Origin of the sequence: Streptomyces sp. NPDC048001 (assembly GCF_043203115.1) — a bacterium.
GTDB lineage: Bacteria > Actinomycetota > Actinomycetes > Streptomycetales > Streptomycetaceae > Streptomyces > Streptomyces sanyensis.
Genome location: NZ_JBIDBN010000001.1, coordinates 746,465 through 771,133, shown reverse-complemented (window position 1 = coordinate 771,133; position 24,669 = coordinate 746,465). Strand labels below are relative to the sequence as shown.

Sequence of the window (24,669 nt, the reverse complement as noted above, 5' to 3'; positions counted from 1 at the left end):
TGCCTGGACAGCCGGTCCCACCGGCTGTTACGGATGAAAACAGGAAGCCCTCGACCGGGAGATGACGCTCGTGCTCAGAACCACCGACCGCACCACGGAGCCGACACCCGCGCTGCCCGTCCTCCCCACCGGCACCGACCCCCTGCTGCAACGCCAGTACGAGACGCAGCCGGCCGACGGCCCGGGCGAGACACGCTGCGTCAGCCACCCAAACGAACTCTCCCTCGGCGGCATCCCCGTGATGTGCTCGGCCTGCCGGGCCCGACGCGACTGGCTGCTCATCAACCACGGCCGCAACATCTGGATCCGCTGCCGGTGCAGTAATCAGTGGCCTGAACCCGAGATCAGCCGAGCCGACTTCGACGCCCTGATCACCAGCCCATACGGCACGACCTACCCCACCGTGGAGAAGGGTCTCGCTGCGCTCGGCTTCGACGGTATCCTTGCCGGTGCCTACCTGGAATAGCAAGCGTTGTAGGGATGCCCCTGGACCCGGCTCGCTGCAACAGCTCTACCGCAGGTCCGACGTTCCCAGCCGTGGATACTTCCGCCCCTTGGTCGAGCGAGCCGTTACGAGACAGCGCGTCGCTGGTAGCGTCCCGCTCGAGGTGCCGGGGTACTTCGTGGAGCCCGCCGACCAGCGATGGGACAGCGAAGACTGAGTTGTGGGCATCCTTGCTGCAAATCCGTACGGGCCCGGCGGGTCGCCAGCCCCCGAAGAGCTGCCCGGATACCCAGCGCACTCGGGCGTCGTCGCCTGCGCGCTGCGCTCGCACCACCCTCTCAGTAAGATCAAGGAACGGTACGACTGTGGTCCTACGAGCGCGCCCGAACCTCCGATGCCACGGCGCTACGCATCGTCGCTGAGTTGTGGGACACCGAGGACAGCATCGAGCACGGCCCTCCGCGACCGCGGGCTGCTTCGGAGTTCAGTGCGTGGCGCATGTGGCGGGCCATCGGCAAACTGGACGTCCGCCTCAACGTGAGCGGACACCGCGGTGGCGTCTGCTCAGGTCAAGAGCCATTTGAATATGTGTCACGCTGGCGGCGAACTTGTGTGGTGCGTGCACACGGAGGGGGTCAGCGGTCTCCATCCCATGCGGGGGTGGTCCTGTCCGAACCGCGCACCAAATAGCGAGTCAACAGTTCTCCCTGAGTCCGCTCGTCCCTCGGGCTGCGCGGCGTGGGCCAGCGAAGTTGCTCATACAGCGCCCTTCGGTACAGGTCGAATCCAGCCTCAAGGAGGTCGGCGTACACTTCTGCGCGGGAGGGCACCCAGGCCATGACCGCAACGACAGCAACGCCGAGCCCGGCTGGCACTGCCCACAGCGTCCACGGAGCGAAGAGGACAAAGAGCACACCCCAGATACATGCGGCCACGGAGGCGTCTAGCGAGACTCTTGCCGTGGCGATTTCCTTGCGAGCCGGATCCGGCAGCAGCAGCCAAAGATGCGGCCACACGGAAACGACGTCCAAGCCGTATTTGTCTACCGGCCGGGTCTCGGCGGCGCGCAGCGTATTGCCGATCCGGGTGGGCATGTCTGGTGCGGGACTGGGTGACCGGCGCTGAAGCATGGTGAGTCGGCCGTATTCTGTCCGCTCTTCCGGCGAGGCTGTGCCCGTATCCACGGCAGGGCTAAGTTCCTGGTAGCGATTCATCTGCTCTTCAGCCTTCGTCTTCTTCCATTCTACGAGCTTGTGGCGTAGCGGCTTGAGGAAGCACGGCCAGTACCACCCCTCGAGGAGGCGGAGCACTGGGGTGGTAAGCCGCTCGATGATCACGCCGGAGGCGGAGACCGCGAGCAGGATGATCAGCACGATGGTGATCTGGGCTGGAGCGGACTGCTTGGCCAGCCAGTCAGCTGGCTCCTTGAGCGTATGCAAACCGCCTCTGCTGTGTATCCAGGCCAGCAGTCCGCCCAACCAGAACACCAGGGCGGGAGCGGAGACGGCGGCCCAGCGCTCGGCCAACTTGGCGCCGGCTGCCTCCCAGAAGCTACTGAGCATCAGATGCCGCCGGCACGAGGCTGACTCCTGGGTGGTCCCTGCAATCAGGCACCGGGTATCCGACCGACGGCCGGTACCAGACGTAATTGCCGTCCACCGGACATTCGTACTTATCGGAAAGGACCGGGGTGGGAACCGGACTCGGTGGCGGCTTGATGGTGCCCCGGTCCCGCGCAGGGAGGATGGGTGGCCTGTGGTGTTCGTCTTCGAATACCTGTGTTGCCCATGTCTTCACTCTGGGGCGGGTCAGAACAGCCATGATCTCGTCGCCGACGTCCACGCCGTCGTGGGCTTGGGTGAGTAGATCCTTGATCTCGGTGTCGTACGCGTCGGCTTCGTCGCCGACAAGTTCGGGCAAGTAGGGCCTGATCGTGCGGGCGACCTCGAGAATGTTCCGGTCCATTGCTTGCCTCCTGTCGTGTGGCGGATTCTTCAGGCGCCGGCATGTACATAGGCCGCCCATCGGGAGGGGGTATCTCTACGGTCGAGGTGCTTGGGGAGGTCTTGTCCGTCGCGGATGGCCCGGACGGCATGATGGAGAGCATGAGCCGTCGCGCCACTGCCGAGTGGTTCAGGCGCCTGTTGTAGTGCGCCGTAGAAGCCATCGGCGACGCGGCAGGCGACAGCGTCGTCGATCTCCCAGAGCGTGCCGACCACATGGTGGAAGCCGGCCAGTTGGAAGCCGGAGGTGAGGTGGATGGCCTCGTCGACAAGGGTCGGTTCGCCGGTGAACGTCGTTCGGCAGGCTGACAGGTAGGCCAGGCTCGCCGAGTCGAGCTTGAGTTGGGCAAGGCTGGCGACGGTCAGGGGATCACTGCGGTGGTCGTGGAGCAGCAGCCGGCTCTGTGACGGGTCGGTGGGATGACAGAGGCCGTGGCAGGCAAAGTGCGCTATGGCGCAGCCACTCAGCTCCGTCAGGACGCGAGACTTGGTGGGAGTGTGTGGGTCGGCGGTGTCCTCTCCAGGAGGCGCGTCTTTTTCCTCGAGCAGGATGGAGTGGGGAAGGCGGTCTTTGAGCATGGCGGCTTCGACTGCCACGTTGGGAAGATCGCCCGCGTCGGGCGTGGTCGGCATCGCGACGATCAAGGCCTTCGGCGACGTGGAGGGGGCCGGGATCGGTTGGCGGGCGTAGTGCAGGGCCCGCACCGTGGGCGTGTAGGCGGAGACCACTCGGTCCATGACCGTGCGTGGGTGCTTCGCGTCGATTGGCTGGCGGTGGTAGCCGGCGGCGTGCAGAGGCAGCTGACCGAGCAGGCCGCCGGGTGACCACCATATCCGTGGCCAGTTCCATGCCGTGGACGGTGGCTGAATGCGGTAGCCCAGGGTTTCGAGGATCGGTTCTGCGGCGACATCCCACAGCCACTCCAGGATGCCGCTCAACGACTCCTCGTCGTGTGCTTCGAGCGCTGTCTGGAACTGGTTGATCTTCCCTGTCACGGAGTGAAGGTCGAGTCTGGGGAGGGGGAGATCGGTGACCCCGTCTGGCGTGATCAGCAGCGCGTCGCTGCGGTGGTTGCTGATGTTGAAGACCACTATCGGGCCCTGGGCGGCGTCCTGGGTGAGGGTCTTGGTATCCGGTGGGAACAGGAAGGACTCAAAGCCGGGTAGCCTGCGGATCTCGGCGACTGTGGCGCTGAACAGGGCGGCCACATGGCGCTCGACGGCTGGGTCCCTGCCAAGTGCCGCGGCGGCACCTTGGGCGAAGGCCGGGTCGAGTTGCTCTCGCAAGTCCGCAAGTTTTTTGGCCAGTTCGGGGTTGGCTCGCTGCAGGTCGGTGAGGTCACTGCGGGTGTCCAGCAACTGGCTGAGCAACACTGCCCTGCCGGATTCCAGGAGGCGCAGGGCCTTGGCGGGCCGGTGGCCGTCCCGGGCGGTGTCCTGATCGGCAAGGGCGAGAGCGGCGGCGTCGCTGGCCAGCCCAGCGAAACCTCCCAGTTCATACTGCTGATCGGCCCGCTCGAGCTGCCGGGGAGCCACTTCGGGCAGCAGTTGAACTGCACTCTCTAGCAGCTCTGCGGCGTAGCGGGTTCCAACCTCCTGCTCCACGGCCAGCCCTGCCGCCGTCCGGGCCGCGTGGATCCGGGTCGAGGGCGCGGCATCGGCAGTCTTGGACGCCCCTGCGAAGGCGTCTATCGCACCCCGCGCGTGGGCGACGTTGCCAGTGTGCTGGAACTGGGTGTGCAGGGCAGTGCCGAGGTTGAAGAGCCAGTCGGCACGGGCGGGGCTATTTTCAGGTGTCGCCTCTACCGCTCGACGGGCCGCGTTAACGGCCTCGTCCAGGTCCGTGGTCTGCTTGCCTCGCTGGAAACGCATCAGCAGGGCGATGCTCAGGGTGGACAGGCAGACGGGCAAATCCCTGCGGTCGGAACTGGCCTGCGAGGTGTCCGCAGCTTGCCGGGCCGTGTCGATGGCCTCGTCCAGGTCGGCCATCTGCCCGGTACGTTCGAAGCGCACCTGCAGTGCGTTACTCAGGTTGGACAGCCGGCCCACTCGGCCGAGGTGCGTATCCTCCGTCGCCTCCGTCGCCTGGCGTGCCGTGTCGACGGCCTCATCCGCGTCCGCCATCCGTCCATATCGTTCGAAGCGCACCTGCAGGGCGTTACTCAAGTTGGACAGCCGGCCTGCACGGTCGGGGTGGTCTGGCTCGGTGGCGCCTACTGCTTTGCGAAGGATGTCCACGGCCTCATCGATGTCCGAGCTCGCCCCGGTGCGCACGAATCGCTTCTGCAGGGAAGAGCCGAGGTTGGACATGTACATAGGCACGTCCGTGGCAGCCGCAGCGGCCAGCTGCAGCGCTTGCCGGCCTGCCGCGATGGCGTCGTCCAGGTCTACCACCGCCCCGATGTGGTCGAAACGGCTGCTATGGGCGGCACCGAGGTGGGACAGGCGGCGGGCGCGGAGGCCCGCAGCGCTCTTGGGAGTGGCGTCTACCGCCTGCTGGAGCCGGCTAACAGCCTCATCTATGTCCTCCAGGCGGCCAGTGAGCTTGAATCGAGTGCCCAGGGCGATGCCCAGGCCGGACAAGTACTTCGCGTCGTCGGCGTCGGTTGGCACGGCTGCCAGGGCATGCCGCTCTTGCTCGACCGCCTCGTTGATCTGATCCGGGTCTGCGGTGTGCTCGAACTGGGTGCGCAGCGCAGCACCGAGGACGGACAGTGCGTCGGGTCGGCCCTCGTGCGAGGCGACCGCCACCGCCTTCCGAGCCGTCTGCACGGCCTTGTCTGCATCCTTCATCGTCCCGGTGCGCTCGAACCGGTTACGCAGTGCGGTGCTCAAGTGGCCGAGTCGGCGTGAGAGGTCCGGGTCCGTGGCGGGGGCGGCTTCCACTCCCCGCTCGAACGCCTCAACCCACTTGTCCACGTCCTCGATCGCGTTGGTGCGCTCGAACCGTAGCTGCCAGGTTGCGCCGAGATCGCACAACGCCGAGGCCCGGTCGGGAGCGCCGACGGGGAGGGCGTTCACCGCTCGTTCACGTGCCGCGATCGCCTCGTCCAAGAGGCCTATGGACTGTGGGCCGGCGCTCTGCTCGGCCAGGAGCTGGAGGGCCAGAGCGAGGTAGCGCAGGTGGAGCGCTCGTTCTGGGTGGTCGTCGGGCAGGACTACGATGATGCGCTGCCACATCCGTGCCGCAGCCGAGATCTGGGCAATGTCGTGGGAGGTACGCAGGCCGTGGACCGTTGCGGCGGCGTCTTCTGCTACGGCGTCCGCGATGGCGGGGAGCATGGGCTGGGGCAGGTCCTGCTCGCCAGCCAGGAAGCAGGGCGTGAACTGCTCAAGCGCCGCCATAGCGGCCTCGTAGTCGCCTTGATGTCTGGGTAGCGCAAGGGACTGGTAGAAATACATCCAGCCGAGCATGTGCCGGGCCTCAAGATCCGTATCTTCGGCCTGCATGTCGTCCGCGAGCTCACGGGTTGCCGCCAAAGCCCCCGGATCCAACGCCAAAGATGGGTCCCTAGCAGCATCGATCTGACCGATCCATCCCTGTAGCGCGGCTTTCAAGGTCTCACGCATGAGGCACCTCGTCAGACACAGAGCAGCTCATACGACACGGCGAAGCCCCGAGTGACCAATGTCCGTTGTGGTCCGCCAGTGGGGAAAGCCCGGCACCAGCAGTGGTCGAAGCGCCCGCACTAAGGACATTCGTCTCCCTTTCAGGGCATCACAAGACTGGAGAAGGCGCACCCTGGGCGGCAGCTGCGGCGGGATGCGACCCGAGGGGGTCGGCGACGCCTCAGCACTTATATGTGCCGCATTGTCCCTTCACACGCTGAAACGCGCTAGCCTGCGACTATGTCTCGGCACCCCCAGATGAGACGCGTCGTAGGTCCGGCCTGCTGCAAGACGAGGTCGGTCAGCAGCAGCCGTGATCGAATGTAGGTTGCGGCGAACCCGTCACCTAAGACGCTTCAGCCCTCAATCGACGAGCGGGTTCGGGCCCTTCCTCGCTCAGGATTCCGGGAACCCGCGCGCTTCTGGGAAGCGTGCCCGGAAGTCGCATCTGCGGCACTCGTCCGAACCCTGGATATGGCCCTTTCACCAACCGTGGTCAGCCGCGCGTAGGGTCTCGATTCCGTGCCGTCGTTCTTCCTCGCGTCCGATGAGAACCGTAAGTCCGTGCGGCAACCCGTTCCAACTCCGCTGGCCGTCCTACCGGGTGCGCACTTCATTACCGGACGAGACTCCCTCGCGGGATCCCTGCGAGAAGGGGAGGTTCGCTGGCACCCTCGTATCCGAGGTGGAGTTCGTGCCGCGCGCGGGTGGCGAGGACGTAGTAGGCCATGCGTACCGAGGCGGAGGTGGGGTCGGTAGCGGAGTCCACGTGCGTGTCCGGGACCACGACGACGTCGAAGCCCAACCCCTTGGCGCTAGCCCGGTGGACGATGACGACGCCGGGGCGCGCCAGGTCGAGCGTGCGATATCGGCCCTGGGTGGCCTCCGAGGTGTACATCTGCGCGTTCAGCCGCGGTGCGGCTCGGTCGAGCCGGGTCACCAGGTCGAACTGGGCCCGGGTGGAACCGAGGATCACGCCGATGGTCCGGCGGGGCTGCGTCTCTGCGAGCCCCAGGACCAGTTCGATGACGGCACCCGGCCTGGGCAGGGCGTGCAGACGTGGGGCCGGCCCCTGGCGCGCGGGAAGTTCCGGAGGCGTTCGTCCGATGTGGAAGTGGCCCGCAAGCTGAGCGATCTGGCGGGTGTTGCGGTGATTGCCCCCGATCTCCCGCACCGGGCACCCTCCGAGCGCCTTCGACACCTCCGCGAGCGTCGAGTGGGTCTCCGTGAGCTGCTGGCACTCGTCCGCGAACACCGTGATCCGGGCTCCCAGCACCCGGCAGAAGCGGTAGAACTCCTGGGGCAGGTCCTGCCCCTCGTCCACGACCACCGAGAGGCCGGCCACCGGCTCGGCCAGGGTGGCCTCCCGGACGAAGGCCCGCCAGTCGTACCACCCGTCATCTGCGCGCGGCGCGGTGGTCCCGGTTCGCTGCCGGTACCAGCCGGCCAGCCACGCGTGGGCGGTGGACACTGTCACGCCGTCCTCCTCCGGCCCGAGGGCGGTCACGGCGGGCTGGATCGACTGCCGCAGCAGGTGGGAACGGGTGAGCAGCACCGTCGGTCCGCCGGTGAGAGCCAGCATCACCGCGCGGTGCACGGCCAGCACGCTCTTGCCGCTTCCGGGCGGGCCGCTGACGACGTGGTTCCCCGCGAAGGGCAGCGCGTCGAGCGCCGTGCGCTGGTGCGCCGTCAGATCCGTGTAGGTGAGTGTCATTGCGAGATCACTCCCCGGCCGCCGCCGCGGCAGCGCGCGCCGCCGTCACGATCGGTTCGAAGTAGCCGGGCACCTGGCCGCCGCCCACCACCAGGGTGCGGTCGAGCAGGGCGTTGCCCGTCTCGCAGCTGGTTTCCGGCAGCAGGGTGCAGGCGTGGCACGCCGCCCGGTTCAGGTTGTCGAAGCCCTGGCCGGTGTGTTCGGCGCACAACGGGTCCGCCGAACACCAGGCGGCCGCCTCCGTCATCCGCAGCAGGGTCTCGGCGAGCCGCGGGGGCTCGCCCTGCTGGACGAACCCGCCCAGGGTGCCCTCGGCGTCCCCTGCCGCCGTGTACACGAGCACCCCGAACTGGTCGTGCTCCGGGCGCGCGTACACCCGCTCGCGGAGGCTCGCCGTCGCGTACCCCGACTCGAACGACAGCTGCCGGATGAGGAGGTGGGCGAGTGTGTGCAGGAGGACGAACCGCGGGGAGAGCGTGGCGCCCGTCACCGCGGCCAGCCGGTCGGCCTGGAACGAGCGGGAGAGGTCCTCGCTCATCCCGCTGACCCGCCTGACCACCCGCTCGTCCCGCTCCCAGGACCGCAGCGCTTCCTCGTCCAGGGTGAGGAAGACCCCCTCGCCGAAGACCTCCACAGCGGGCAGCCACCGTAGTTGCCGCGCGGTGTCGGCCGGGACGAAGGTCTCGTTCGGCGAGACGCGGCGGAAGCCTTGCAGGGCCCGTACCTCTCGGAGCCGGTCGGCGAGCACGATCCGGCCCATCCTCTTTCGCAGCCCGGCCCACGGCTCCGTCCGCTCGCCGTCGAGGCCGAGACCGGTCGCGCGGACCGCGAAGTCCCTGGTGGCGGGCGGGGTCGGTGCCATGAACGCCGCCCACTCCTCGCGGCTCATGTCAGGCACCACGGGATCGTCGCCGCCCTCATCTCCCGCCTCCCCGGACGCACCGGGCCTGTCGGCCGAAGCGATGGGGGCGGACGGCACGGGCGAGCCGGTCTCCTTTGCAAGGAGTGCGTCGAGCAGGGCGTCGTCTGCGCCAGTGTCCTCCTTGATGAGATCGCGGTACAGCAGGCCCCGGGCTGTGCCGGCCTCCTTGCACAGCGGGATCCACAGGTCGGAGGCGCGGACTCGCTCGGCGAGCAGCTCGTCCCGGCCCCCGGCCCCCACCACGGTCGCGCCCTCGGCCTCCGGGATGTCGAGGGCGGAACTCACCACCGGGTAGTACACGTTGCCCGCCGTCCGCTGCACGATCTGGACGGGCTTGACGCAGTCGACCGCCTCGCCGAGCCGCTGCCAGGGATTCCGCCCCGAGCAGCGCATGCCGTGCGTGCCGAGCACGTCGAGCAGGTCCCGGGAGGCGCCGCAGTCCCGCGCCAGGCAGGTGACGGAGAGCGCTTCGAGGCCCGTCGCCCGCTCCGAGACGTCGAAACGGAGCCGCTCACGCGTCGTACAGGCCTGCCGGGCCGCCGCATCGAGCCGGGAATGTGCCCAGAACCACCAGTCGACGTCTCCGAGATGACCGCCGGCGCAGATCTGCACGAACCGCATGGGCGTCAGTCGGCGCACCGGCGAGCAGCCGGAACAGCTTGGCGGCACCCCCGGCTTCTCGTCGGCGACGCGCCAGCGCGCCATGCGCCGGCAGGAACCACAGAACAGCCAGGAGGGGAAGCGGATGTACGGTGCACCCGCCGCGTTCTGGCGGTCGAAGCGATCGTCGAGCGCCGGGGGAGCCGCGTAGAAACCGCTCACCCCGAGGCGCGAGGCGAGACGGGGCGAGACGACCTCCTGCCGCTGCCTCGGCCAGTCCCCGATGCCCGTCGCCACGAACGACTCGCCCTGGATGTCGAACACCGCGCCGACGCCGAACGGCAGCACCGTCTGGGCCTGGCGCACCCGCAGCCGCCTGCTCACAGGTCCGCCCCCTTCACCGTCACCTGGCACTCCCGGTCAACGTTGCGCATCGAGTGCGGGGTCTCCCACAGGCCCCCGGGCCGCTCGAAGTTCTTCAGCAGGTTCATCTGGCCCTTGCCCTGGCTGCGGTAGTAGAGCTCTTTGCCCTCCTTGCGGGCGTCGAGCGCCCGCTGTTGCCAGTCGGACAGCAGCTCGTCGAGCTCCTCACGCACGGCCGCGGCCACTCGGGGGTCACCGGCTGCCGCGCGGGTGGCTAGCCCTTCGACGATCGCATCGGCCTCCACCAGCCGGTCCAGCACGTTACCCGCCTGGTTCTCGGCGTACAGGCCGAGCCCGTGGCGTACGAGGATGACGAGAGCGGCGTGCAGGGCACGGCGGCGGGACGGTGTGGACCACGGCGTCACGCTCGTCGGTTCGACGTACCGGTAGAGCGAACGGTGGTAGACGCCGAAGGTCTCGTAGTGCGAGCGATCCCGGGGCCGGGTGGCGTTGAAGAACGTCACGACGAGCCCGGGTACCGCGTGGCGCCCCACCCGGCTTGTGGCCTGGATGTACTCGGCGGTGGTCTTTGGCTGTCCCTGCATCAGCATCAGGGCGAGCCGCTTCACGTCCACGCCGACCGACAGCATGTTGGTGCACGGCAGGAACGACACCGCGTCCGCGGCCGTGTACGGCTTCTCCAACCGGTCGAGCAGCACGGGCTGCTCCGCCCTCGGCAGATTGCTTGTCAACTCCTGCACTTCGCCGTCAGCCAGCGGGCGGGTGCCCCGCCCGCCGTTGAGCCCGGCGAGCTGCGCCGGGATGTCATCGGCCGCGGCGGTGACCGTACGGCCGAGTTCACGGAGGCTGTGGTGGTAGGCCACCAGGGTCCAGTAAGCGTCCCGGTGTTCCTCCGGCAACTCCCACGCCCCCTGGAGCATCGCCGCCGCGGTGGCGACGGACGCGCGGCCGGCGGTGTGGCCCTGCGCCATCACGCCGACGTAGTCGCGTCCGGGGCGGGAGGTGTCGGGCTCTGCGAAGTACGAGCGGCGGGCGTCGAGCCCGGCCGGCGGGAACAACTGCACCTCGCGCCCGTACAGGCCACGTACCTGCTCCCCGGAACGGCGGATCGTCGCAGTCGAGGCGACCACCTTCGGGCCAACGCCGTCTCGGGTGCACAGGCCGAGAACCGCAGCCTCGTACAGGCCGACGGTCGACCCCAGCGGCCCTGTCAGGAGGTGGAGCTCGTCCTGGATGACCAGGGACGGAGGGGCTGCATCCTTCCCAGCGCCGTCCGCTCCTGCCCCGCCCGCACCGAAGCCGAACAGCCGACCTGAGCGGGCCTCCCAGGCGAGGCGCGCGAACTTGTCGACGGTCCCCAGGACAAAGGTGGGTGGCCGGTCGTACAAGTGCTCATCGACGACCGCGACCGGAAGCTCGTCGTGAAAGGTGCAGTCGTCGCTCGGGCAGAAGAACGCGAACGAGCCTCCATCCGCCCGCACCCCGTAGTCGCCGATGTCTGGCGATTTGTGGCGCGGCAGAATGCTCGTCCCGCACCAAGGGCAGCGGTCCAGGATGAACACGTCCTCCGGTTGGGCTGCGGCCCTCACGTCCTCGAACGCCCTGCGCGCCGCGTCGTACGTGTTCGGGGACGTCGCCTCTCCCACCCACAGGCCGATGGAGAACGGCTCCTCGCCCAGCGCCGAGGGATCGTCCCGGCGCAGCCGCTCCAGCGCGCAGACTGTGGTCGCGGCCCGCTGGAACTGCTGCGTCGTCAGGAGGCTCAGGGTGTAGCGGCTGAGCACCGCTGTGCCCCCGCCGTCCGGCGCGTTCCGGCGCAGCACCATCACGAACGCGGCGAGCAGCAGGTACGCCTCGGTCTTGCCTCCGCCAGTCGGGAACCAGATGAGATCCGCGACCTCGCGATCCGGATGCCGGGGATCCGCCACCCCGTCGAGCGCCAGCAGGAAGAACGCCAGCTGGAACGGGCGCCACGCCGCGCCCGCAAACGGCTCGGGTTCGCTCATCGGGGTCCGCAGCCGGGCTCGGCGCTCGCCCGCCCGGTCGGAGGCGGAATGCCGCATCTGCAGGGCCATCGCGCGGTTCGCCGTACGGAACGCCGCCAGCAGCTCCGGCCGTCCGGGGTCGCACAGGGTGCGCACGCCCGACTCGACGCGGTCCACGACGGCCTCGATCCGGCCGAGGATCCGGTCCGCAGCCTCCCTGCCCCAGTCGGGGACCTGGGTGTCTCTTTGTTCCTCGAACCATCGCCGGTACCCCGCGGCGAAGTCGAGCAGCTCCGCCCGTAGAGCGTCCCGTGGCACGGTCGGGTCGGACAGGTGAGACACCCGCAGGACGGGCAGTCCGACCGGCCCTGCGGCCCGCGTCGCCGGTACCTCGGACCGGGGCATCACCGCGGCTGCGACGCCTGCGACCCCGCCCGCCTCGCCGGGGACCTCCCGCACCGCGCAGCCGTGTCCGACCGCGTACGTGACGACGTGGCGGTACTGGAGCCGCAGCTCCTGCTCCTCGGGGTCGCGGCTGGCCAGCCGAACGCTCGGGTAGGGGCGGATCCGCCCGTCGAGGGGACGGGCTTCAAGGCGTACCTGGAACAGCATGCGGTCCCACTGCCCGCCCCGGCTCCCGCCCGTCGCGGTCCGGGCGTCGGTCCGGGCCGTGTTCACGAGGGCGACCGTGATGAGCTGCCCGCCGCCGAACGGGCGCCGGCGCAGCCGGATCTGTCCCCGTCCGTCGAGGACCGTGAACTCGTCCTCATCCGCCCCGAGCGTCACGGTCTCCACGGGGAGTGGGACCCGCTGCCACTGTCGGGCCCGCTCGCCCTGGCGCGTCGCGTAGCGGGCGGCCTCGCACAGGACCTCCACGGCCGAGCCGTCCGTGTAGAAGCTGAATCCGAGGGAAGACGGCAGCCAGGAGTTCGACTCTGGAATGGGATCAGCCGACGGGGCCGTGTCGACTGCGTCGTTCTCAGTCCCCGGTCCTTCCAGCTCCTCGGCGGTCTCGGCCAGCCGCCGCTGGAGGTCAGAGTCCTGCGGGTAGAGAGTGCCCATCAGGTACTGCCGGTCCGGCGGAGCGTCGAGCGTCTCCTCCTCGCCATGAGCGGGGCCGACCAACTGCCGTCGCAGATAGTCGGCGAGTTCGTCTCGCGGGTGCACGTGCGGGGTCTCTCCTGGATCGTCGGGAGGGAGGTGGGCAGGGACGCAGGAATCCGTGGTGGCCGCCTGCCCCGGGCGTCAGCGGCGGCGCCACCACTTGCGCGGGTCGGGGCCCTGAGACTCGGCGGGCGGAGGTGGAGCCGACGGGGCTGTGTCGGGTTTCACCCGCTCCTCCAGTTCTGCGACACGTGCCTGCGCGGCTTGCGCGGCCTGTTCCGCTTCGGCGACCCGAGCCTGCGCGGCCTGCTCCACCTCTGTGACCCGCAGTCGCGCCCACTGCTCAGCAGCCTGTACCCGCGCGGTTGCCGTCTGCTCCGCGAGCTGCCTGGCCTCCTTCTGTTCGGCGAAGTCCGCCTCCGCCGCCCGCAGCCGCTCCTCCAGAGCCAACACCCGTTGACCGGCCTCCTCCTCGGTAGCACGGAGCCGCTGCTCGTACTGTTCCCGGACCTCACGGAGCTGGCGCCCGTGGTGCTCGTGGGTCTCCCCTAGCCGATGCTCATGGCCTTCCTCGGCGGTGCGGAGGCGGCGCTCGTACTGTGCGCGCGTCTCAAGGGGGCGGCGCTCGTACCGCTCCTCGGCCGCGCGGGAAAGGTCGCTCTCCATGGGGGGCGAGGAGGCCCGCTCGCCGGTGGCTGGCCGGGGAGGCGTGACAGTGGTCGGTGCAGGGCCGTCGGTGAGTGACGCGGGCATGGGTACGAGGGTGGTGACCGAGGGGCGGGTGGAGAGAAACGCGTCGAACGCCTGGGAGATGGCCAGGCGCCCATCGGGCTTCACCAGGGTGTGTTCCGACAGGTACGCCCGGGGGGTCACGCCGAGCGAGGCGGAGAAGAAGGACTCGAAGAAGTCCTCGGGTCGCAGCTCCCGCGCGCGAAGACCATCGAGGACGCGCACGAGGGCCTCGACCGCCAGGACGACAGGCCGGTCCAAGAGCTTTTTCTTCTCGGAAGCGTCGGCGACGGCCCGCGCCGGGTCGGCGCCGAGTACATCGGCGAGGACTGCCCGGCCAAGGGCGAGCAGCACGTACCCGGACATCCAGTGGACATTCCGGGCAAGGGTTTGCGGGAGCCGACATGCCTCGGTCCAGCCCTGGTACGGAGCTTCGGTGGGCACCGGGGCAGGCGGAGCCGGGACCTCAGGGGTGCCGTTCCGCTGCGGCACGGGCGTCTCCTGGGCGACTGGCACGGGTACGGGCGCGAGCTCTGCCACGGGTACGGGGGTGGACGACGGTTCCGCCTCAGGGGCCGGGCCTGCGGGCGGCGTCAGCTTGAGGAAGGCGTCGAGTGCGTTCGTGAGCAGCTCCCGCCCCTGCGCGCTGACGAGTTCGACCTCGCGCACGGCCTGGCGAGGTGACAGTGAGGAGGTGGCGGCTTGAGGTGCTTCGAAGAACTCCTCAGGTCGCCGGCCCGTCGTCTGAAGGCACTCCAGGACATGGGCCAGGGTCCGTAGTGCCTTGGCCGCAAGGGCGGGCACAGCACGCCCACGAGCGACCGCGAGCCGGGCCGGGACGAGGTGCCCGGAGCCCAAGATGTCGTCGAGGACGACATCTCCCAGGGCCAGCCGCGCGTACTCCAGTATCCAGGGCTCGTCGCGCTTCCAGAGGGTGTGGCGTGCGACCGCGATGTCCCAACGGGCGTAGGGAGGCGCGTCATCGACGTCCAGGACGACCGGCTCGCCCTCGTATTCCTCGGGCGCGGGAGGAGCGGAGGCCTTGCGCTTGACCGCGTCCGTGGCCTGCTGAACGGGCTGGGCCGACGGTGTCGCTTGTGCCTCGGGGACCATCCGCATCTGTTGCTCATTTTGCACGGACCGAGCCGGTTCGTTCGGCTCTTTCCGCTCGGGCTGACGCTCCAGGACGTATCCACGCAGCTTGCCGTAGGCCTTGCTCTCGATCTGGCGGATCCTCTCTCGGGTGACGCCGAGGTCCTTGCCGATCTCATCCAGCGTGGCTTCCTCCTCTCCGAACACCCCAGCACGACGGCGGATCACGAAGGCCTCACGCTCTGTCAGAACGGCGAGGAGTGACGCGAGTTCTTCAGCCTCCAGCAGGGCCAGGACAGCCTCGACGACCGAGGGGGCCGCCCAGCGCTCGCCGATCAGGTCGCCGAGGTTCGCCCCCTCCCCGATCTCGCGATCGAGCGAGTCGGTGACCCGGCTGATCCGGCGTATCTCCTCGACCTGGCGCACTGAGAGGTCGGCAGCGACGGCGACGTCCGCGACGCGGCGCGGTCGGCCAGCGCGCTGGAGCTCGCGCTCGATGCGGGCGACCTTCCGCATGGTCTCGTGCATGTGCACGGGAATGCGGATGGCGGCGCCCTCGTCGGCGACAGCCCGGCTCATGCTCTGCCTGATCCAGTTGGAGGCGTAGGTCGAGAACTTGTAGCCCATCGAGGGGTCGAACTTCCGCGCGGCCCGCATCACGCCGAGTATGCCGTGTTGGACGAGGTCTTCGTCCTCCAGGCCCTGACCGATGAACCCCTTGACGTAGGACCAGGCGAGCCGCTGGTTGTGCAGGACCAGGCAGTCATAGGCCCGGCGTCGGAGGTCGTCGCGCGGCAAGGCCGCGATCTCCTCGGCCGTCGGCTCGACGCCCATACGTCGGGGACCACCGCGCAGGAGGACACTTAGCCCGACTTCTGCATCCGCGCTGAGGATCCGCTTGTCCGGTCTGACGGTACTCCGGTCCTCATCCAGGACGCGCTGCGCCGCCTCGATGGGGCGCATGAGGTGGCGCGGCACGGGTTCGGCTGGGTATGAGGATGGCCGGGCGGTCCCGGAGCCGGCCGGGGCCACTGCAGAGTGGGGCTCCGGCCGGGCCGGAGCGACTCGTGGCTGCGGTACGGGCTTGGGCGCTTTCGGCCCGGCTGCCTTTGAGGAGGTTTGCCGGGTTGTCGCCCTTGGGCCCGTGCCTTCCGGGGCCCGCACCGTGGCCGTGGTGGTCTGCCCCGGACTCCGGCCTACGACCTTGATGCCGGCTTGCCGGACCAACTGGTCGAAACGGGCCTGTTCTGAGGAAGCCAAGCCCGTCAGGCGTATCACCCCGGAACGGGCCCGTTCTGTAACCCGGCGCCCTTCCACGTATCGGCTCAGGAGGTCGAAGGCAGCGCCCACGCGAGGGGAGGATGCTTTGAGCCGGGGAACGGACGGGGCGTCGGACACCTGGATACCCAAGTTGCGCAGCTCGGAGAGGAGTCGCGTTCGTGCGTCCTTGTCGAGGCCCAGCGGTGCCACCTGTGTCTCGAACACGGCAGCGGGGACGATGCCGTCAACTGCGACGCGGCGGAGAGAACCAAGGAGGTCCGCCAGTGCGGATCGGAGATCCAAGGTCGTTCAACTTTCCTGCCAGGGCGGAACGAGCTGTCCCTCTTCCGTTCGGCGGCAGCATATGCCCGCCACGTTTGCGGTGTAAACGGTCCTCTGGGAGTTTTCGTCGGGGCGCGTGTGCAGGGTATGAAACTAGTCTGGCCCTTGGTCGCCTGACCGCCGAACGCGCCTGTATCAAGGGTGACTTGGAGAGAATCGAATCGGGGGTGTCGTCTGGCAGGGGCTGGCAGGTGTTTTCTCGTTCGAAAGGATGTAAGCCTAGGGGCCTAGGGGTTGAAGGTATTGGGTCGTCGTGCAAGGATCCACATAGTCCGCAGGGCGGGGAGCCCTGGGTATGCATCTATGGGGGTACTCGATGATCCACATCACCCTTGGTTCGAGGCGGTACGTCAACCCGCAGGAGGACCAGCTCGGCCGCAACATCGTCGGCTTCGACCCGGTCATGGACGACGACGCTCTCTTCCACGCCAACCGTGGGTGCTGGGTACTGGGCGAACGTGCCGAGAAGGAGCGCTTCGCCCTGCTCTCCCACGAGGGCGAGGTCCGTATGGCCATCGCAATCGACAAGCTCGTCCCCGTGACAGGGGGACGCAAGGCGATCGAAGGCAGGTACCTCACGCCGGGCGACGAGGTGTACGACACCTACGTCGGCAAGGCCACGCCCGTCGAGACGACCCGTAACCCGATCACCTACTTCGACGCCCCGCACGACGCCCGCACCTGCTACTGCGGCTGCGGCGAGCTGGTGACCGGTGGATGGTTCGTCATCGGCCATGACCAGAAGGCCCTGCACGCTCGGATCGCGAAGATCGGCAGCGTCCGCGAATTCATCGACTGGTTCGACAGCACCTACGACGACAAGCCCAAGGGCGAGTGACCGCCCGGCTCGCCACCGCGCCGTAGGTCAGTGCGGCCCTCGAAGTCAGGAAGCCCCGCCGCTGCCGGCGGGGCTTCGGTGCTGCCTACTTCGAGCGGAACGCTCAGATGGATCGTGGCTGCCTTCCGCCCTTGCCCGAGTGTCAGATCTCCCTTACCTCGTCAGGGAGTTCGGGGCGTTGGCGTTGGTGAGACCGGGCTCTTCGGAGAATTCTCCGCCGGACACCAGTTCGGCCCGATGTCGGGCCGCAGGCCAGGGGGTAGAAGCAGGGGCGCGTGTCGCGGAAGCTTCCTCCGCCACCCCGCAACTCACTTCAGGGCGTCAGACATCGAGGAGCGTCCTTCTCGTCGCTTCCTGGCCGTAGCTCGTCATCGGGACCATGTACGAAACGTTCGGATCGCTGCGTCCCTCTTACTCAACGGCGTACGGCAAGGCCGTCCGCTGCCTGACCTGCCTGGGACGGCCTTCTGTGGTTCTCGGTCAGGCCTCGACGAGGCGGTTCGAGAGGTCGAGGGCGTCGGTCGCGAACGCGAGGGCGGCGCACAGGCCGGTCACTTCGTGGAGGGTCGGGCGGACCAGGCGCGGCCAGTCGTCCGGGGCGGCTAGCCAGGAGGCGAGGTGCACCTCGGTGGAGGCCAGGCCCAGGTGGGCGGTGACGTTCCAACCAGAGCGAGAGGCGGGCTCCCAGTGGAGGCGAATGCGGCCGAGGGGGAGCTTCGGGGTTTCGGCGGCGAGCCACGTGACGTCGAGTGGGCCGTCGTGCCGGGTGGTGACGCGCTGGACCAGCGCGCCGCGGACGCCGTCCGGCATGGGATGTACGGCGAGGCTGTGCAGCGGCAGGGTGTGTGACGAGATGGAAGCCTCCGGTGAGCAGGGAAGGGGTTAGGACCAGGTGAGGGCGTCGCGTACCGACGTGGGGAGATAGTCCTCCTGGCCGTCGTCGGGGATGAATGCCTTGCCGTCCTGGACGACGACCTCGGTCCCCACGTAGTGGGTGAAGGGGAAGTCGGGGTTGACGGCGAGGCGGATCGGCAGGGTGGGATCGAGGTCCTGGAGCTGGCGGAGCAGATGGCCGACGGTCATGTACTGGGGCAAGGAAGCCTCCGAGAGAGCGGTACGGGTGGGCGGGGCGGAGCGTCAGGGAGCGTCGAGACGGAGCAGGTCCGTGAGGACCTTCGGCCCCTGGGCGTGGCCGGCGAGGTGCCGTTTGCGGCACTCGTTGACGTAGCCCTTGCCGCGTTGCTTCATCTCCCAGCCACCGCACGAGCAGACGGCCTGGGTGTACGAGCGCCCCGGGCAGTCGGCCTGGAGCGGCTTGCCGGAGCTGGTGTGCTTGTTATCCGCCGGGCAGAGGCTGCCGTCGGAGTGGTGGTTGGTGAGCGGGGCGTGGAAGGGCACGGTGAGTTCATCGTGTTGGGGAGGAGCCCCTGGACTGCCGGGGCGGTGGACATCAGGGTGCTCGCTCATTCGGAGAGGTCGCGCCACCACTGGCGTCGTTCGGCTCGGAGCGCGGCTCGGCGGCGAAGGGGCTTGGCGTGGCGGCCGTACTGGCCGGGCAGGTAGTAGCGGGTGCAGCGCCGGGCGAAGGCGCACTTACGGCGGTAGCCGGGACGGGTCGCCAGGAGCATGCGTGCGATCGGAACCTCCTGCTGGGCCAGTGAGCGAGGACGGAGCCGGTCGGCCGGGAGGGCAGGCCCCGAGAACAGGTGCAGGTGAGGGGGCCGGGCCGGTGGTGTAGCCCGCTCACCGACTCAGCAGGGGGAGTGGGCGACGAGGGCGGCGACGAATCCGGCCACGGCCTCGGAAGGGGTGTCGATACCGAACTCCTGGACCCACACGTCGCCTTCGGTTGGCTGCGCTCGGACCTGCCAGACGATGTCGCGCGTCCAGGCGGCGGGATCCTCGGGGAGCCAGCCGACGTAGACGCGGCCGTCCGGGCTCGTCGCGTGGCTGTTGGCCTCCGGGGTGTCGACGACCGTCCAGCCGAGGGCGTGAAGGAGTTCGAGCACCGGGCCCGCGCAGTGGTCCGAGGAGAGCCAGTGGCGGTCTTCCACGGTCGGCCGGACGACGGCGGGCAGGAGGGTGGCGGAGGCGTTCACGGTTGGACAATCCATTCGTTGACCTGCGGTTTTTCCTGACACCCGTACGTTGACATGGGGTGTACCGAAGTCCGTAGTCGTTTCCGGAGACGCCCCGTCTGCCGTGGGCGAACTGATCACGGGCAGACGCCCAGAACATCGGCGGCACGGGAATGGAACGACGGCCGGAGTTGTCGTAACCGAGTTATGGCAGCGGGCCGTACGGGACCGAAGGGAGAGCAGGGATGCCGGAGCCGAGCAGACATTGGGACGGGGCCGGGTTGCAGCGCAAGATCCGCGCCGCCGGGCGGCCGTGGACCGTGGGTGACATCGCGATGGTCGCCGACGGCCAGTGGGCCGTCGGCGCGCAGTCCGACAGGTGGGCGGACGAGGAAGCGGTGGTGGAGCACCGGGTCGCGGACGGACGACACGTCGAGCTGACGGTGGAGGAGCTGGCCCGCGTGGTGGGTGCCCGTACCGAGGACGCCCACCACGACGAAGACCTTGTCTGACAGTTCAGCGGCGCGGCCCCGGTGAGGGCGCCGACGGCCCGACGACAGCCGCAGGAACAGGCTGGTCGGGCACCTGGCCCGGGGCATGTGAAGCGAGCCCCGAACGGGCGGCAGCGGCCCGGGACAGGTTCGCCGCCGGCCCCCGGCCCCCGGCCCCCGGTCCGCGGTCGAGGCGGCTTCGCGTGCTTCGACCACACGCCGGATCCCCTGCACGTACGTACTGCTCTCCGCGAGGGCGACGCGAAGGTCGGCCGCCGAGCTGACGAGCCGGTCCAGCTCGTAGATGGCCGGCACATACCCGGGTCGGGTCATCGCGTGCAGACGATCCTGGTGAACGGACACCGCGTTGTCGGTGATGGCCAGGGTCGTACGGATGTGCATGGCCGAGCGCAGAAGCGGGTCGTCGCAGGGGCGACGGACCGCGAGGACTTCCAACACCTCGATGGGCTGACCCCAGGCTTTCTCGATCATGGAAGTGGCCTGGTCGAGCGCGGTGGTGTCGGGCATGAAGGAACTCCTGTTGTCCGGAGGGGCGGAGGAGGCGTCCGGGAAGGTCCGGGCGGGGGTCAGCGGCTGTGCCGGGGAGCCGACGAAGCGGCCGGCGGCCGTGCTGCGGCTGCGGGCGCGAGGGTGCTCGACCGTTTCTGCGCCGAGGACGTGGTGCGGCTCTGGGCCGCCATCACGCGGAGGTCGGCTGCTGTCCGCGGAACGCGCGCGGCACGGCGTACGGCCTCGGTGACAGCAGTGCGGCGTACGTCGAGCGGAGTCGGAGAGCGAGAGACCCGGAGATCGGCAGCCGGGCCGACCGGCGTCAGCGTGACCAGCGGCTCCATCTCGCGGTGGATCATGTGCCGTTCACGGACCACCGGGGCCGGACTGGCCATTTCGGCCGCCGTCGCAGCGATCAGATGGGACGGAGTGCGGGCCGTGAACACCGCCTCCGCCCGCGTACCCCAGCCCCGGGGACCGGCCCACAGTATGACGGCCTCGGCGTCCCGTCCGCCGCGAAGGGTATCGATCACGACACCTGCCAGCCTGTCGGGAGCGGTGATCTCGACAGTTCCGTACTTGGCTGTCCCTCGGCGCCAGCCGACATCGAGCAACGGCTGGACGGCATCAGCCCAGTACGACGACGGGTCCGCCAGGAAGCGTCCGTTGTTCTCGTACGGGTCGGATTCGGCGTAGTCGCGGGCCAGGGCGGTGGTGAGGCCGGCGACGATCTCGGCCGGGGTGACGTGGTTGAAGGTCGCCGTCCAGCGGGGCGCGGCGACGGCCTCCTCGGCCGCGGTGATCCTCCACAGCTCGAAGTCGTCGCCGAACCAGCCGATCCGGATCCGCTGGTCGGGAGAGGTGACGAGGAGCTGGCAGGGGCCGTCGTCGAGGTAGTGGTGCGGCCAGTGGGTCACGGGGGCGAAGCCGGCGTCTCCGGTCCCGTTGGAGCCGGCGAGATACGTGGGGCTGACCAGTACCTCTTCGTGGCAGGACGGGTCGGGAAGGGCGGACATGGTCGAAGCTCCAGGCGTGTGTGGGAGGAGGGGAACGCGCCCGGCGTGCGCAGCGCGATGAACGGCTGGAGCGCACGCGGACGCTGTGGGGATGGCGGCGTGTCTCGGGTTTCGGGCGCCACCCGGATAGCCTGTCCCGTCCCGGGGGCGACCGGGCGGTTGCGGCCGTCGGCATCCGTGATTGTGGCTGGGAGGCGTGGCTGAGCAGGGCGTTCGGTACGGCAGCGCACCGGCGCAGGGCTGCTGCGGTCCGGGCGCCGTCCGTCCCCAACGGGACGCCGGGGTGGGTCCGCTGGGGCACCGTGACGGAAGCGGGCGGCGACAGTACCCGCTGCGTGGCCAAGGGGGTGCTCCAGTGCTCGACGGTCGCGTACACGGGACCGAGCGTCTGGCCGGCATCCCTCGGCACGTAGGGGTATCCGTGGCGTGGCCCCGTGCGGGTGACCAGGCCGTCGGCCTGAAGCCGGAGAAGACGCTGCCGGGTGAGGGCGACGTCCAGGTCGACGCCTTCGGCGATGTGGGCGAACCGCATCGGGCCGCCCGCGTCGAGGACCTAGACCATGGCGGTTGAGTGCCGCAGCCGCAGACGCTGTGCGGCGTCCTCGACGCGTTTGGCTTCGGCCATCCTGTCGGGCGACAAGTAGGCGCGGGACCAGTCAGCCAGGGTGCGGTGCACGGGCGTCAGGGACTCGCCGAGCGGGCTGAGTCGGTATGGAGCCCCATAGCGCTCGTCGGTTCGGACGACCAACCCGTCAGTGTGCATGCGGCCAGCCGCTTGCCGACGAACTGCTCGCTGACGAAGGGGAGCCTGGCGGTGACGTCCCGTACACGCATGGGACGGCCCTCCTGGGCCAAGGTCATCGCCGCCCAGGCGGTCCACTTCGGTCCCATCAGGGAGAGCGCGTCCTCGATGCGCTGGGCATCGAACGAACCGATGGGAAAGGTGGAGGGTTGCTCGGGCGTATCGCGCGGGTTCATTCGGCCGTCTCCATCCGGGCGAGCAGTGAACGGACCAGAGTGGGCAGTCCCCCTGGTTCGCCGCCGGTCCAGATGCGGTCGGCTGCCCCGTCGAGGACGTATGCGGCGTCTTCGAGCAGGCCGCTGGAGATCTCCATGCAGGCGTCGGTGATCCGGGAGGCCGCGAGCAGCGACTGGGAGAGCACGTCGACGTAGTCGCCCGGCGGGAGCCCGGCGGCCTCGGCGGCGCTGCGGATCGCCGCCAGCTCCAGCGGGCTGAAGGCGAAGCCGAACCCGTCTTCCTTCTCGGCGTCCTCGGTCGCGGCGAAGGCCAGGTCCCGAGGTTCCGTGGGGATGCCCACGCGCGTGCAGATCTGGTCGACGGCGGTGGTCAGCTCGGCGAGGGACTCGGTGAGCCAGCCCAGTGCGGAGGCGTAGGAGGCCAAGGTGAACAGACCCGCCGGCGTGGCGGGACGCGGCTCGGAGGCCATGAACTCCTCGAGCTGGTCGGTCAGTTCGCCCACCACGCGCGGGCCGGCGGACAGCGCGCCCAGTACGGGGTGCAGGTAGGAGCGGCTGGCGACCGCCGGGTACTCGGTGGCGAGGATTCCGGAGACGCTCTGGGCGGCCTCGGTGAGAAGGCCGGCCAGAGCGGTACGGGACAGCGGGGCGCGGTCGGCGGTCATCGCTGGGGGACCTTTCGGGAAGGGGCGGCCGTGGAGTGTGCCGCTGGGGGAGGAGCTGCCGGGGCGGCCGTCGGGCGGCCGGCGGTGAGGGAGGAACGGGACCGGGCGGCCTGGACGCGGGCCTCGTCGGCGGAGGCCGTCTCGGTGTCCTGCCGCGGGCGGGTACGCAGGTGGGCCGAGCGGTAGACCGCGTAGTCCTTCCGGCTTCCGGCAGCGACGAGATAGATCTCGCGCTTGTGAGTCGAGGTCGGTGCGGCCGGGCGGAACTGGATCACCAGCCGGTACGCGACCGAGGGGTCGACGTAGACCTTGTGGAAGCCGGCGAGGCGGCCCTTCAACGGCAGGCAGTCGTCACTTCCGTGGACCAGGTTCTGCAGCTCCAGCAGCGCCAAGTCACGGATCTCATCGGGAAGTTCCCGAAGGTCGGCGATGGCGTCAGGGTGCGCGGCGAAGGCGAAGCGGGCGCGGCTCACATCGGCCTCCCCTGTACCGGACGTTGGACCGGTCCCGCCGGAGGCGTACGGGGGGCGTCCAGGCTGGCCTTCGGCGTCGTGGAGGCACTGGCCGACCGGGCGAGGGCGATACGGGCGATGCGGGCCCGGACGACGGCACCGTTGTGATCGCTGTACTCCGGCGGTTCCGGCAGCGGGCCGCTGCGGTCGTCCAGCCAGGCGCGGGCGGCGCCGATGTCGGCGAAGGCGCCCTCGCGCATCGTGTACGTGCCGGCGTAGTGATTCCACTCTTCGTGGAAGAGACGAACCGGTGCCTGGGCGGCACTGGAGTCGCGCGTCAGTGTCCACGTCTCGCACGGATCGGAGTCCGAGGTGTGGTTGTCGAGGACCTCGTACCGGGTGCCCGACTCGCGGATCTGCCGCTCGCCCCACACCGTGAGGTCGTCGGCGGGCTTCAATACGCCGTCGCGGATCTTGGCGATCTTCTCGGGCGGACAGCCGCGTTCGACCAGCCATGCCTGGGCGAAGGACACCGTGGCGTGGTAGCTCGTCTCCAAGGTGAACGTGAACCGGGTGAGATCCCGGGCGACGGCGATCGCCATGACCTGGGGCGCGCCAGGCACTCCCCACGTGGCCGACTGGTCGTGGGCGACGACGAAGCTGCGGGAGCCGTCGGGCGTGAAGTGGTGCCGGGACAGCGCCGTCAGGTCACCGGACCAGAACCTCTCCACTGCCTCCTCGGACGCGGCATCGGCGGGGGCGAGCTCGCCGAGATCGAAATCGAAGGCGAAATCGAAGTGGTCGTTCATGCCGCCACCCCCGACTGCTCAGGGGCGGGAGTGGTCAGCACCCGGTGGTTGGGACGGGTCGGACTGGTCGTGCACGCGGCGAACGGACCGTCCGGGGCGCGGAGGTGCACCAGCGCCTGGTCCAGGTGGTCGCGGTGCCAGGTCGACGGACCGGCCAAGCCGGCCTCCGTGTCGGTGAGCTGCTGCCACGCGAGCCAGAGGGCGTGCAGCCGGGCGACGGCCTCCGGGTGCTCGTGCCACTGCGCGCACCAGGGGCGAGTCGTGCTGATCTCCCGGCCGTACACCGGCAGGAGGAGGTGGTTCACCCAGTCGCTGAGTGCGGCGAGTTCGACGGCGTACGCCTCGCCGCCCAGGGCGAGGATGAACACCGAGGTGGGGCCGTCGACCTTCTCGGGGTCGGCCGCCCCGGCTTCCGCAGCGCCGTCCGTCTGCTGATCGGCAGGGGGTACGGGGTCGGGCTCGGAGCCGAGGCGGTCGAGGATGACGCCGTGGCGCCTGACCTCCGCGATGGTCCTGGCGAGGGTGCTGGCGAGGTCGTCGAGGTTCTCGTCGGAGACCTGGAACGGCTCAGGGCCGGGGGCGGAGACGGTCGGGCTGGTGTCGGACATGAGAGCGTGCTCCATCTGTGAGACGGCGACATGCC

General features: G+C 69.4%; 22 protein-coding genes. 4 read left to right on the top strand and 18 right to left on the bottom strand.

The window, feature by feature from the left end:
* Positions 1–61 precede the first annotated feature (61 nt).
* A complete protein-coding gene (locus tag ACGF15_RS03270) occupies positions 62–466 on the top strand; it encodes a hypothetical protein (protein ID WP_392796741.1) in 405 nt (134 codons plus the stop codon).
* Between the two features lie 614 nt (positions 467–1,080).
* On the opposite strand, the gene ACGF15_RS03265 is transcribed toward ACGF15_RS03270, so the two are convergent.
* The 7 genes from ACGF15_RS03265 to ACGF15_RS03235 all read right to left on the bottom strand — a co-directional run bounded on the left by ACGF15_RS03265 (position 1,081) and on the right by ACGF15_RS03235 (position 15,421).
* Positions 1,081–2,007: a hypothetical protein gene (locus ACGF15_RS03265; protein ID WP_392796740.1), complete on the bottom strand. Its 927-nt coding sequence runs from the start codon at positions 2,005–2,007 to the stop codon at positions 1,081–1,083.
* Entirely contained in the window at positions 1,997–2,410 is a 414-nt protein-coding gene (locus ACGF15_RS03260; protein ID WP_392796739.1) for a hypothetical protein, read from the bottom strand. The genes ACGF15_RS03265 and ACGF15_RS03260 overlap by 11 nt, the downstream gene beginning before the upstream one ends.
* A gap of 29 nt (positions 2,411–2,439) precedes the next feature.
* Entirely contained in the window at positions 2,440–6,018 is a 3,579-nt protein-coding gene (locus tag ACGF15_RS03255; protein WP_392796738.1) for a CHAT domain-containing protein, read from the bottom strand.
* Positions 6,019–6,673: 655 nt separating this feature from the next.
* Positions 6,674–7,771, bottom strand: a complete 1,098-nt coding sequence (locus ACGF15_RS03250) for a DNA helicase (RefSeq protein WP_392796737.1) — start codon at positions 7,769–7,771, stop codon at positions 6,674–6,676.
* Between the two features lie 7 nt (positions 7,772–7,778).
* Positions 7,779–9,677 carry a DrmB family protein gene (gene drmB / locus ACGF15_RS03245; RefSeq protein ID WP_392796736.1) on the bottom strand — a complete coding sequence of 633 codons (1,899 nt, stop codon included), beginning with the start codon at positions 9,675–9,677 and terminating at the stop codon, positions 7,779–7,781.
* Positions 9,674–12,829 (bottom strand): helicase-related protein, encoded by a 3,156-nt coding sequence (locus ACGF15_RS03240; protein ID WP_392796735.1) that lies wholly within the window; start codon positions 12,827–12,829, stop codon positions 9,674–9,676. The genes drmB and ACGF15_RS03240 overlap by 4 nt, the downstream gene beginning before the upstream one ends.
* Positions 12,830–12,907: 78 nt before the next feature.
* Positions 12,908–15,421 carry a sigma-70 family RNA polymerase sigma factor gene (locus ACGF15_RS03235; RefSeq protein WP_392796734.1) on the bottom strand — a complete coding sequence of 838 codons (2,514 nt, stop codon included), beginning with the start codon at positions 15,419–15,421 and terminating at the stop codon, positions 12,908–12,910.
* Between the two features lie 1,063 nt (positions 15,422–16,484).
* Between ACGF15_RS03235 and ACGF15_RS03230 the strand changes: the two genes are divergently transcribed.
* Positions 16,485–17,027 (top strand): hypothetical protein, encoded by a 543-nt coding sequence (locus tag ACGF15_RS03230; protein WP_392796733.1) that lies wholly within the window; start codon positions 16,485–16,487, stop codon positions 17,025–17,027.
* A gap of 480 nt (positions 17,028–17,507) precedes the next feature.
* Here ACGF15_RS03230 and ACGF15_RS03225 read toward each other — a convergent pair whose 3' ends face one another.
* The 5 genes from ACGF15_RS03225 to ACGF15_RS03205 all read right to left on the bottom strand — a co-directional run bounded on the left by ACGF15_RS03225 (position 17,508) and on the right by ACGF15_RS03205 (position 19,126).
* Positions 17,508–17,837, bottom strand: a complete 330-nt coding sequence (locus ACGF15_RS03225) for an esterase (protein WP_392796732.1) — start codon at positions 17,835–17,837, stop codon at positions 17,508–17,510.
* 72 nt (positions 17,838–17,909) lie between these two features.
* The gene (locus tag ACGF15_RS03220; RefSeq protein ID WP_392796731.1) at positions 17,910–18,122 is read right to left on the bottom strand and encodes a hypothetical protein; all 213 of its coding nucleotides are present in this window, start codon (positions 18,120–18,122) and stop codon (positions 17,910–17,912) included.
* Positions 18,123–18,164: 42 nt separating this feature from the next.
* The gene (locus ACGF15_RS03215) at positions 18,165–18,425 is read right to left on the bottom strand and encodes a hypothetical protein (protein WP_392796730.1); all 261 of its coding nucleotides are present in this window, start codon (positions 18,423–18,425) and stop codon (positions 18,165–18,167) included.
* Between the two features lie 65 nt (positions 18,426–18,490).
* Positions 18,491–18,655, bottom strand: coding sequence for a hypothetical protein (locus ACGF15_RS03210; protein ID WP_392796729.1), 165 nt, complete (start codon positions 18,653–18,655; stop codon positions 18,491–18,493).
* Positions 18,656–18,778: 123 nt separating this feature from the next.
* A complete protein-coding gene (locus ACGF15_RS03205; protein ID WP_392796728.1) occupies positions 18,779–19,126 on the bottom strand; it encodes a DUF317 domain-containing protein in 348 nt (115 codons plus the stop codon).
* 224 nt (positions 19,127–19,350) lie between these two features.
* On the opposite strand from ACGF15_RS03205, the gene ACGF15_RS03200 reads away from it, so the two are divergent.
* Positions 19,351–19,617: a hypothetical protein gene (locus tag ACGF15_RS03200; RefSeq protein ID WP_392796727.1), complete on the top strand. Its 267-nt coding sequence runs from the start codon at positions 19,351–19,353 to the stop codon at positions 19,615–19,617.
* Between the two features lie 566 nt (positions 19,618–20,183).
* Here ACGF15_RS03200 and ACGF15_RS03195 read toward each other — a convergent pair.
* Positions 20,184–21,122, bottom strand: a complete 939-nt coding sequence (locus ACGF15_RS03195) for a DUF317 domain-containing protein (protein ID WP_392796726.1) — start codon at positions 21,120–21,122, stop codon at positions 20,184–20,186.
* A gap of 421 nt (positions 21,123–21,543) precedes the next feature.
* Here ACGF15_RS03195 and ACGF15_RS03190 point away from each other — a divergent pair, with 421 nt between their 5' ends.
* Complete coding sequence (locus tag ACGF15_RS03190) at positions 21,544–21,693, top strand: hypothetical protein (RefSeq protein ID WP_392796725.1); 150 nt, start codon at positions 21,544–21,546, stop codon at positions 21,691–21,693.
* Between the two features lie 110 nt (positions 21,694–21,803).
* Here ACGF15_RS03190 and ACGF15_RS03185 read toward each other — a convergent pair whose 3' ends face one another.
* From ACGF15_RS03185 to ACGF15_RS03165, 5 genes are read right to left on the bottom strand one after another with little or no spacing between them, the layout of a single operon-like run.
* Positions 21,804–22,100 (bottom strand): hypothetical protein, encoded by a 297-nt coding sequence (locus ACGF15_RS03185; RefSeq protein WP_392796724.1) that lies wholly within the window; start codon positions 22,098–22,100, stop codon positions 21,804–21,806.
* Positions 22,097–22,765 carry a hypothetical protein gene (locus ACGF15_RS03180; protein ID WP_392796723.1) on the bottom strand — a complete coding sequence of 223 codons (669 nt, stop codon included), beginning with the start codon at positions 22,763–22,765 and terminating at the stop codon, positions 22,097–22,099. The genes ACGF15_RS03185 and ACGF15_RS03180 overlap by 4 nt, the downstream gene beginning before the upstream one ends.
* Positions 22,762–23,238, bottom strand: a complete 477-nt coding sequence (locus ACGF15_RS03175) for a hypothetical protein (protein ID WP_392796722.1) — start codon at positions 23,236–23,238, stop codon at positions 22,762–22,764. Before ACGF15_RS03175 ends, ACGF15_RS03180 begins: the two co-directional genes overlap by 4 nt.
* Complete coding sequence (locus ACGF15_RS03170) at positions 23,235–24,026, bottom strand: glycosyl hydrolase (RefSeq protein ID WP_392796721.1); 792 nt, start codon at positions 24,024–24,026, stop codon at positions 23,235–23,237. Before ACGF15_RS03170 ends, ACGF15_RS03175 begins: the two co-directional genes overlap by 4 nt.
* Entirely contained in the window at positions 24,023–24,634 is a 612-nt protein-coding gene (locus tag ACGF15_RS03165; protein WP_392796720.1) for a DUF4913 domain-containing protein, read from the bottom strand. The genes ACGF15_RS03170 and ACGF15_RS03165 overlap by 4 nt, the downstream gene beginning before the upstream one ends.
* Positions 24,635–24,669 lie beyond the last annotated feature (35 nt).

Excerpts from the sequence above, each read along its gene's own strand:
- ACGF15_RS03270 (WP_392796741.1), top strand. The coding sequence starts at position 62 with ATGACGCTCGTGCTCAGAACCACCGACCGCACCACGGAGCCGACACCC.
- ACGF15_RS03265 (WP_392796740.1), bottom strand. The coding sequence starts at position 2,007 with ATGCTCAGTAGCTTCTGGGAGGCAGCCGGCGCCAAGTTGGCCGAGCGC.
- ACGF15_RS03260 (WP_392796739.1), bottom strand. The coding sequence starts at position 2,410 with ATGGACCGGAACATTCTCGAGGTCGCCCGCACGATCAGGCCCTACTTG.
- ACGF15_RS03255 (WP_392796738.1), bottom strand. The coding sequence starts at position 6,018 with ATGCGTGAGACCTTGAAAGCCGCGCTACAGGGATGGATCGGTCAGATC.
- ACGF15_RS03250 (WP_392796737.1), bottom strand. The coding sequence starts at position 7,771 with ATGACACTCACCTACACGGATCTGACGGCGCACCAGCGCACGGCGCTC.
- ACGF15_RS03235 (WP_392796734.1), bottom strand. The coding sequence starts at position 15,421 with ATGGGCGTCGAGCCGACGGCCGAGGAGATCGCGGCCTTGCCGCGCGAC.
- ACGF15_RS03230 (WP_392796733.1), top strand. The coding sequence starts at position 16,485 with ATGCATCTATGGGGGTACTCGATGATCCACATCACCCTTGGTTCGAGG.
- ACGF15_RS03225 (WP_392796732.1), bottom strand. The coding sequence starts at position 17,837 with ATGCCGGACGGCGTCCGCGGCGCGCTGGTCCAGCGCGTCACCACCCGG.
- ACGF15_RS03210 (WP_392796729.1), bottom strand. The coding sequence starts at position 18,655 with ATGCTCCTGGCGACCCGTCCCGGCTACCGCCGTAAGTGCGCCTTCGCC.
- ACGF15_RS03200 (WP_392796727.1), top strand. The coding sequence starts at position 19,351 with ATGCCGGAGCCGAGCAGACATTGGGACGGGGCCGGGTTGCAGCGCAAG.
- ACGF15_RS03195 (WP_392796726.1), bottom strand. The coding sequence starts at position 21,122 with ATGTCCGCCCTTCCCGACCCGTCCTGCCACGAAGAGGTACTGGTCAGC.
- ACGF15_RS03185 (WP_392796724.1), bottom strand. The coding sequence starts at position 22,100 with ATGAACCCGCGCGATACGCCCGAGCAACCCTCCACCTTTCCCATCGGT.
- ACGF15_RS03180 (WP_392796723.1), bottom strand. The coding sequence starts at position 22,765 with ATGACCGCCGACCGCGCCCCGCTGTCCCGTACCGCTCTGGCCGGCCTT.
- ACGF15_RS03170 (WP_392796721.1), bottom strand. The coding sequence starts at position 24,026 with ATGAACGACCACTTCGATTTCGCCTTCGATTTCGATCTCGGCGAGCTC.
- ACGF15_RS03165 (WP_392796720.1), bottom strand. The coding sequence starts at position 24,634 with ATGTCCGACACCAGCCCGACCGTCTCCGCCCCCGGCCCTGAGCCGTTC.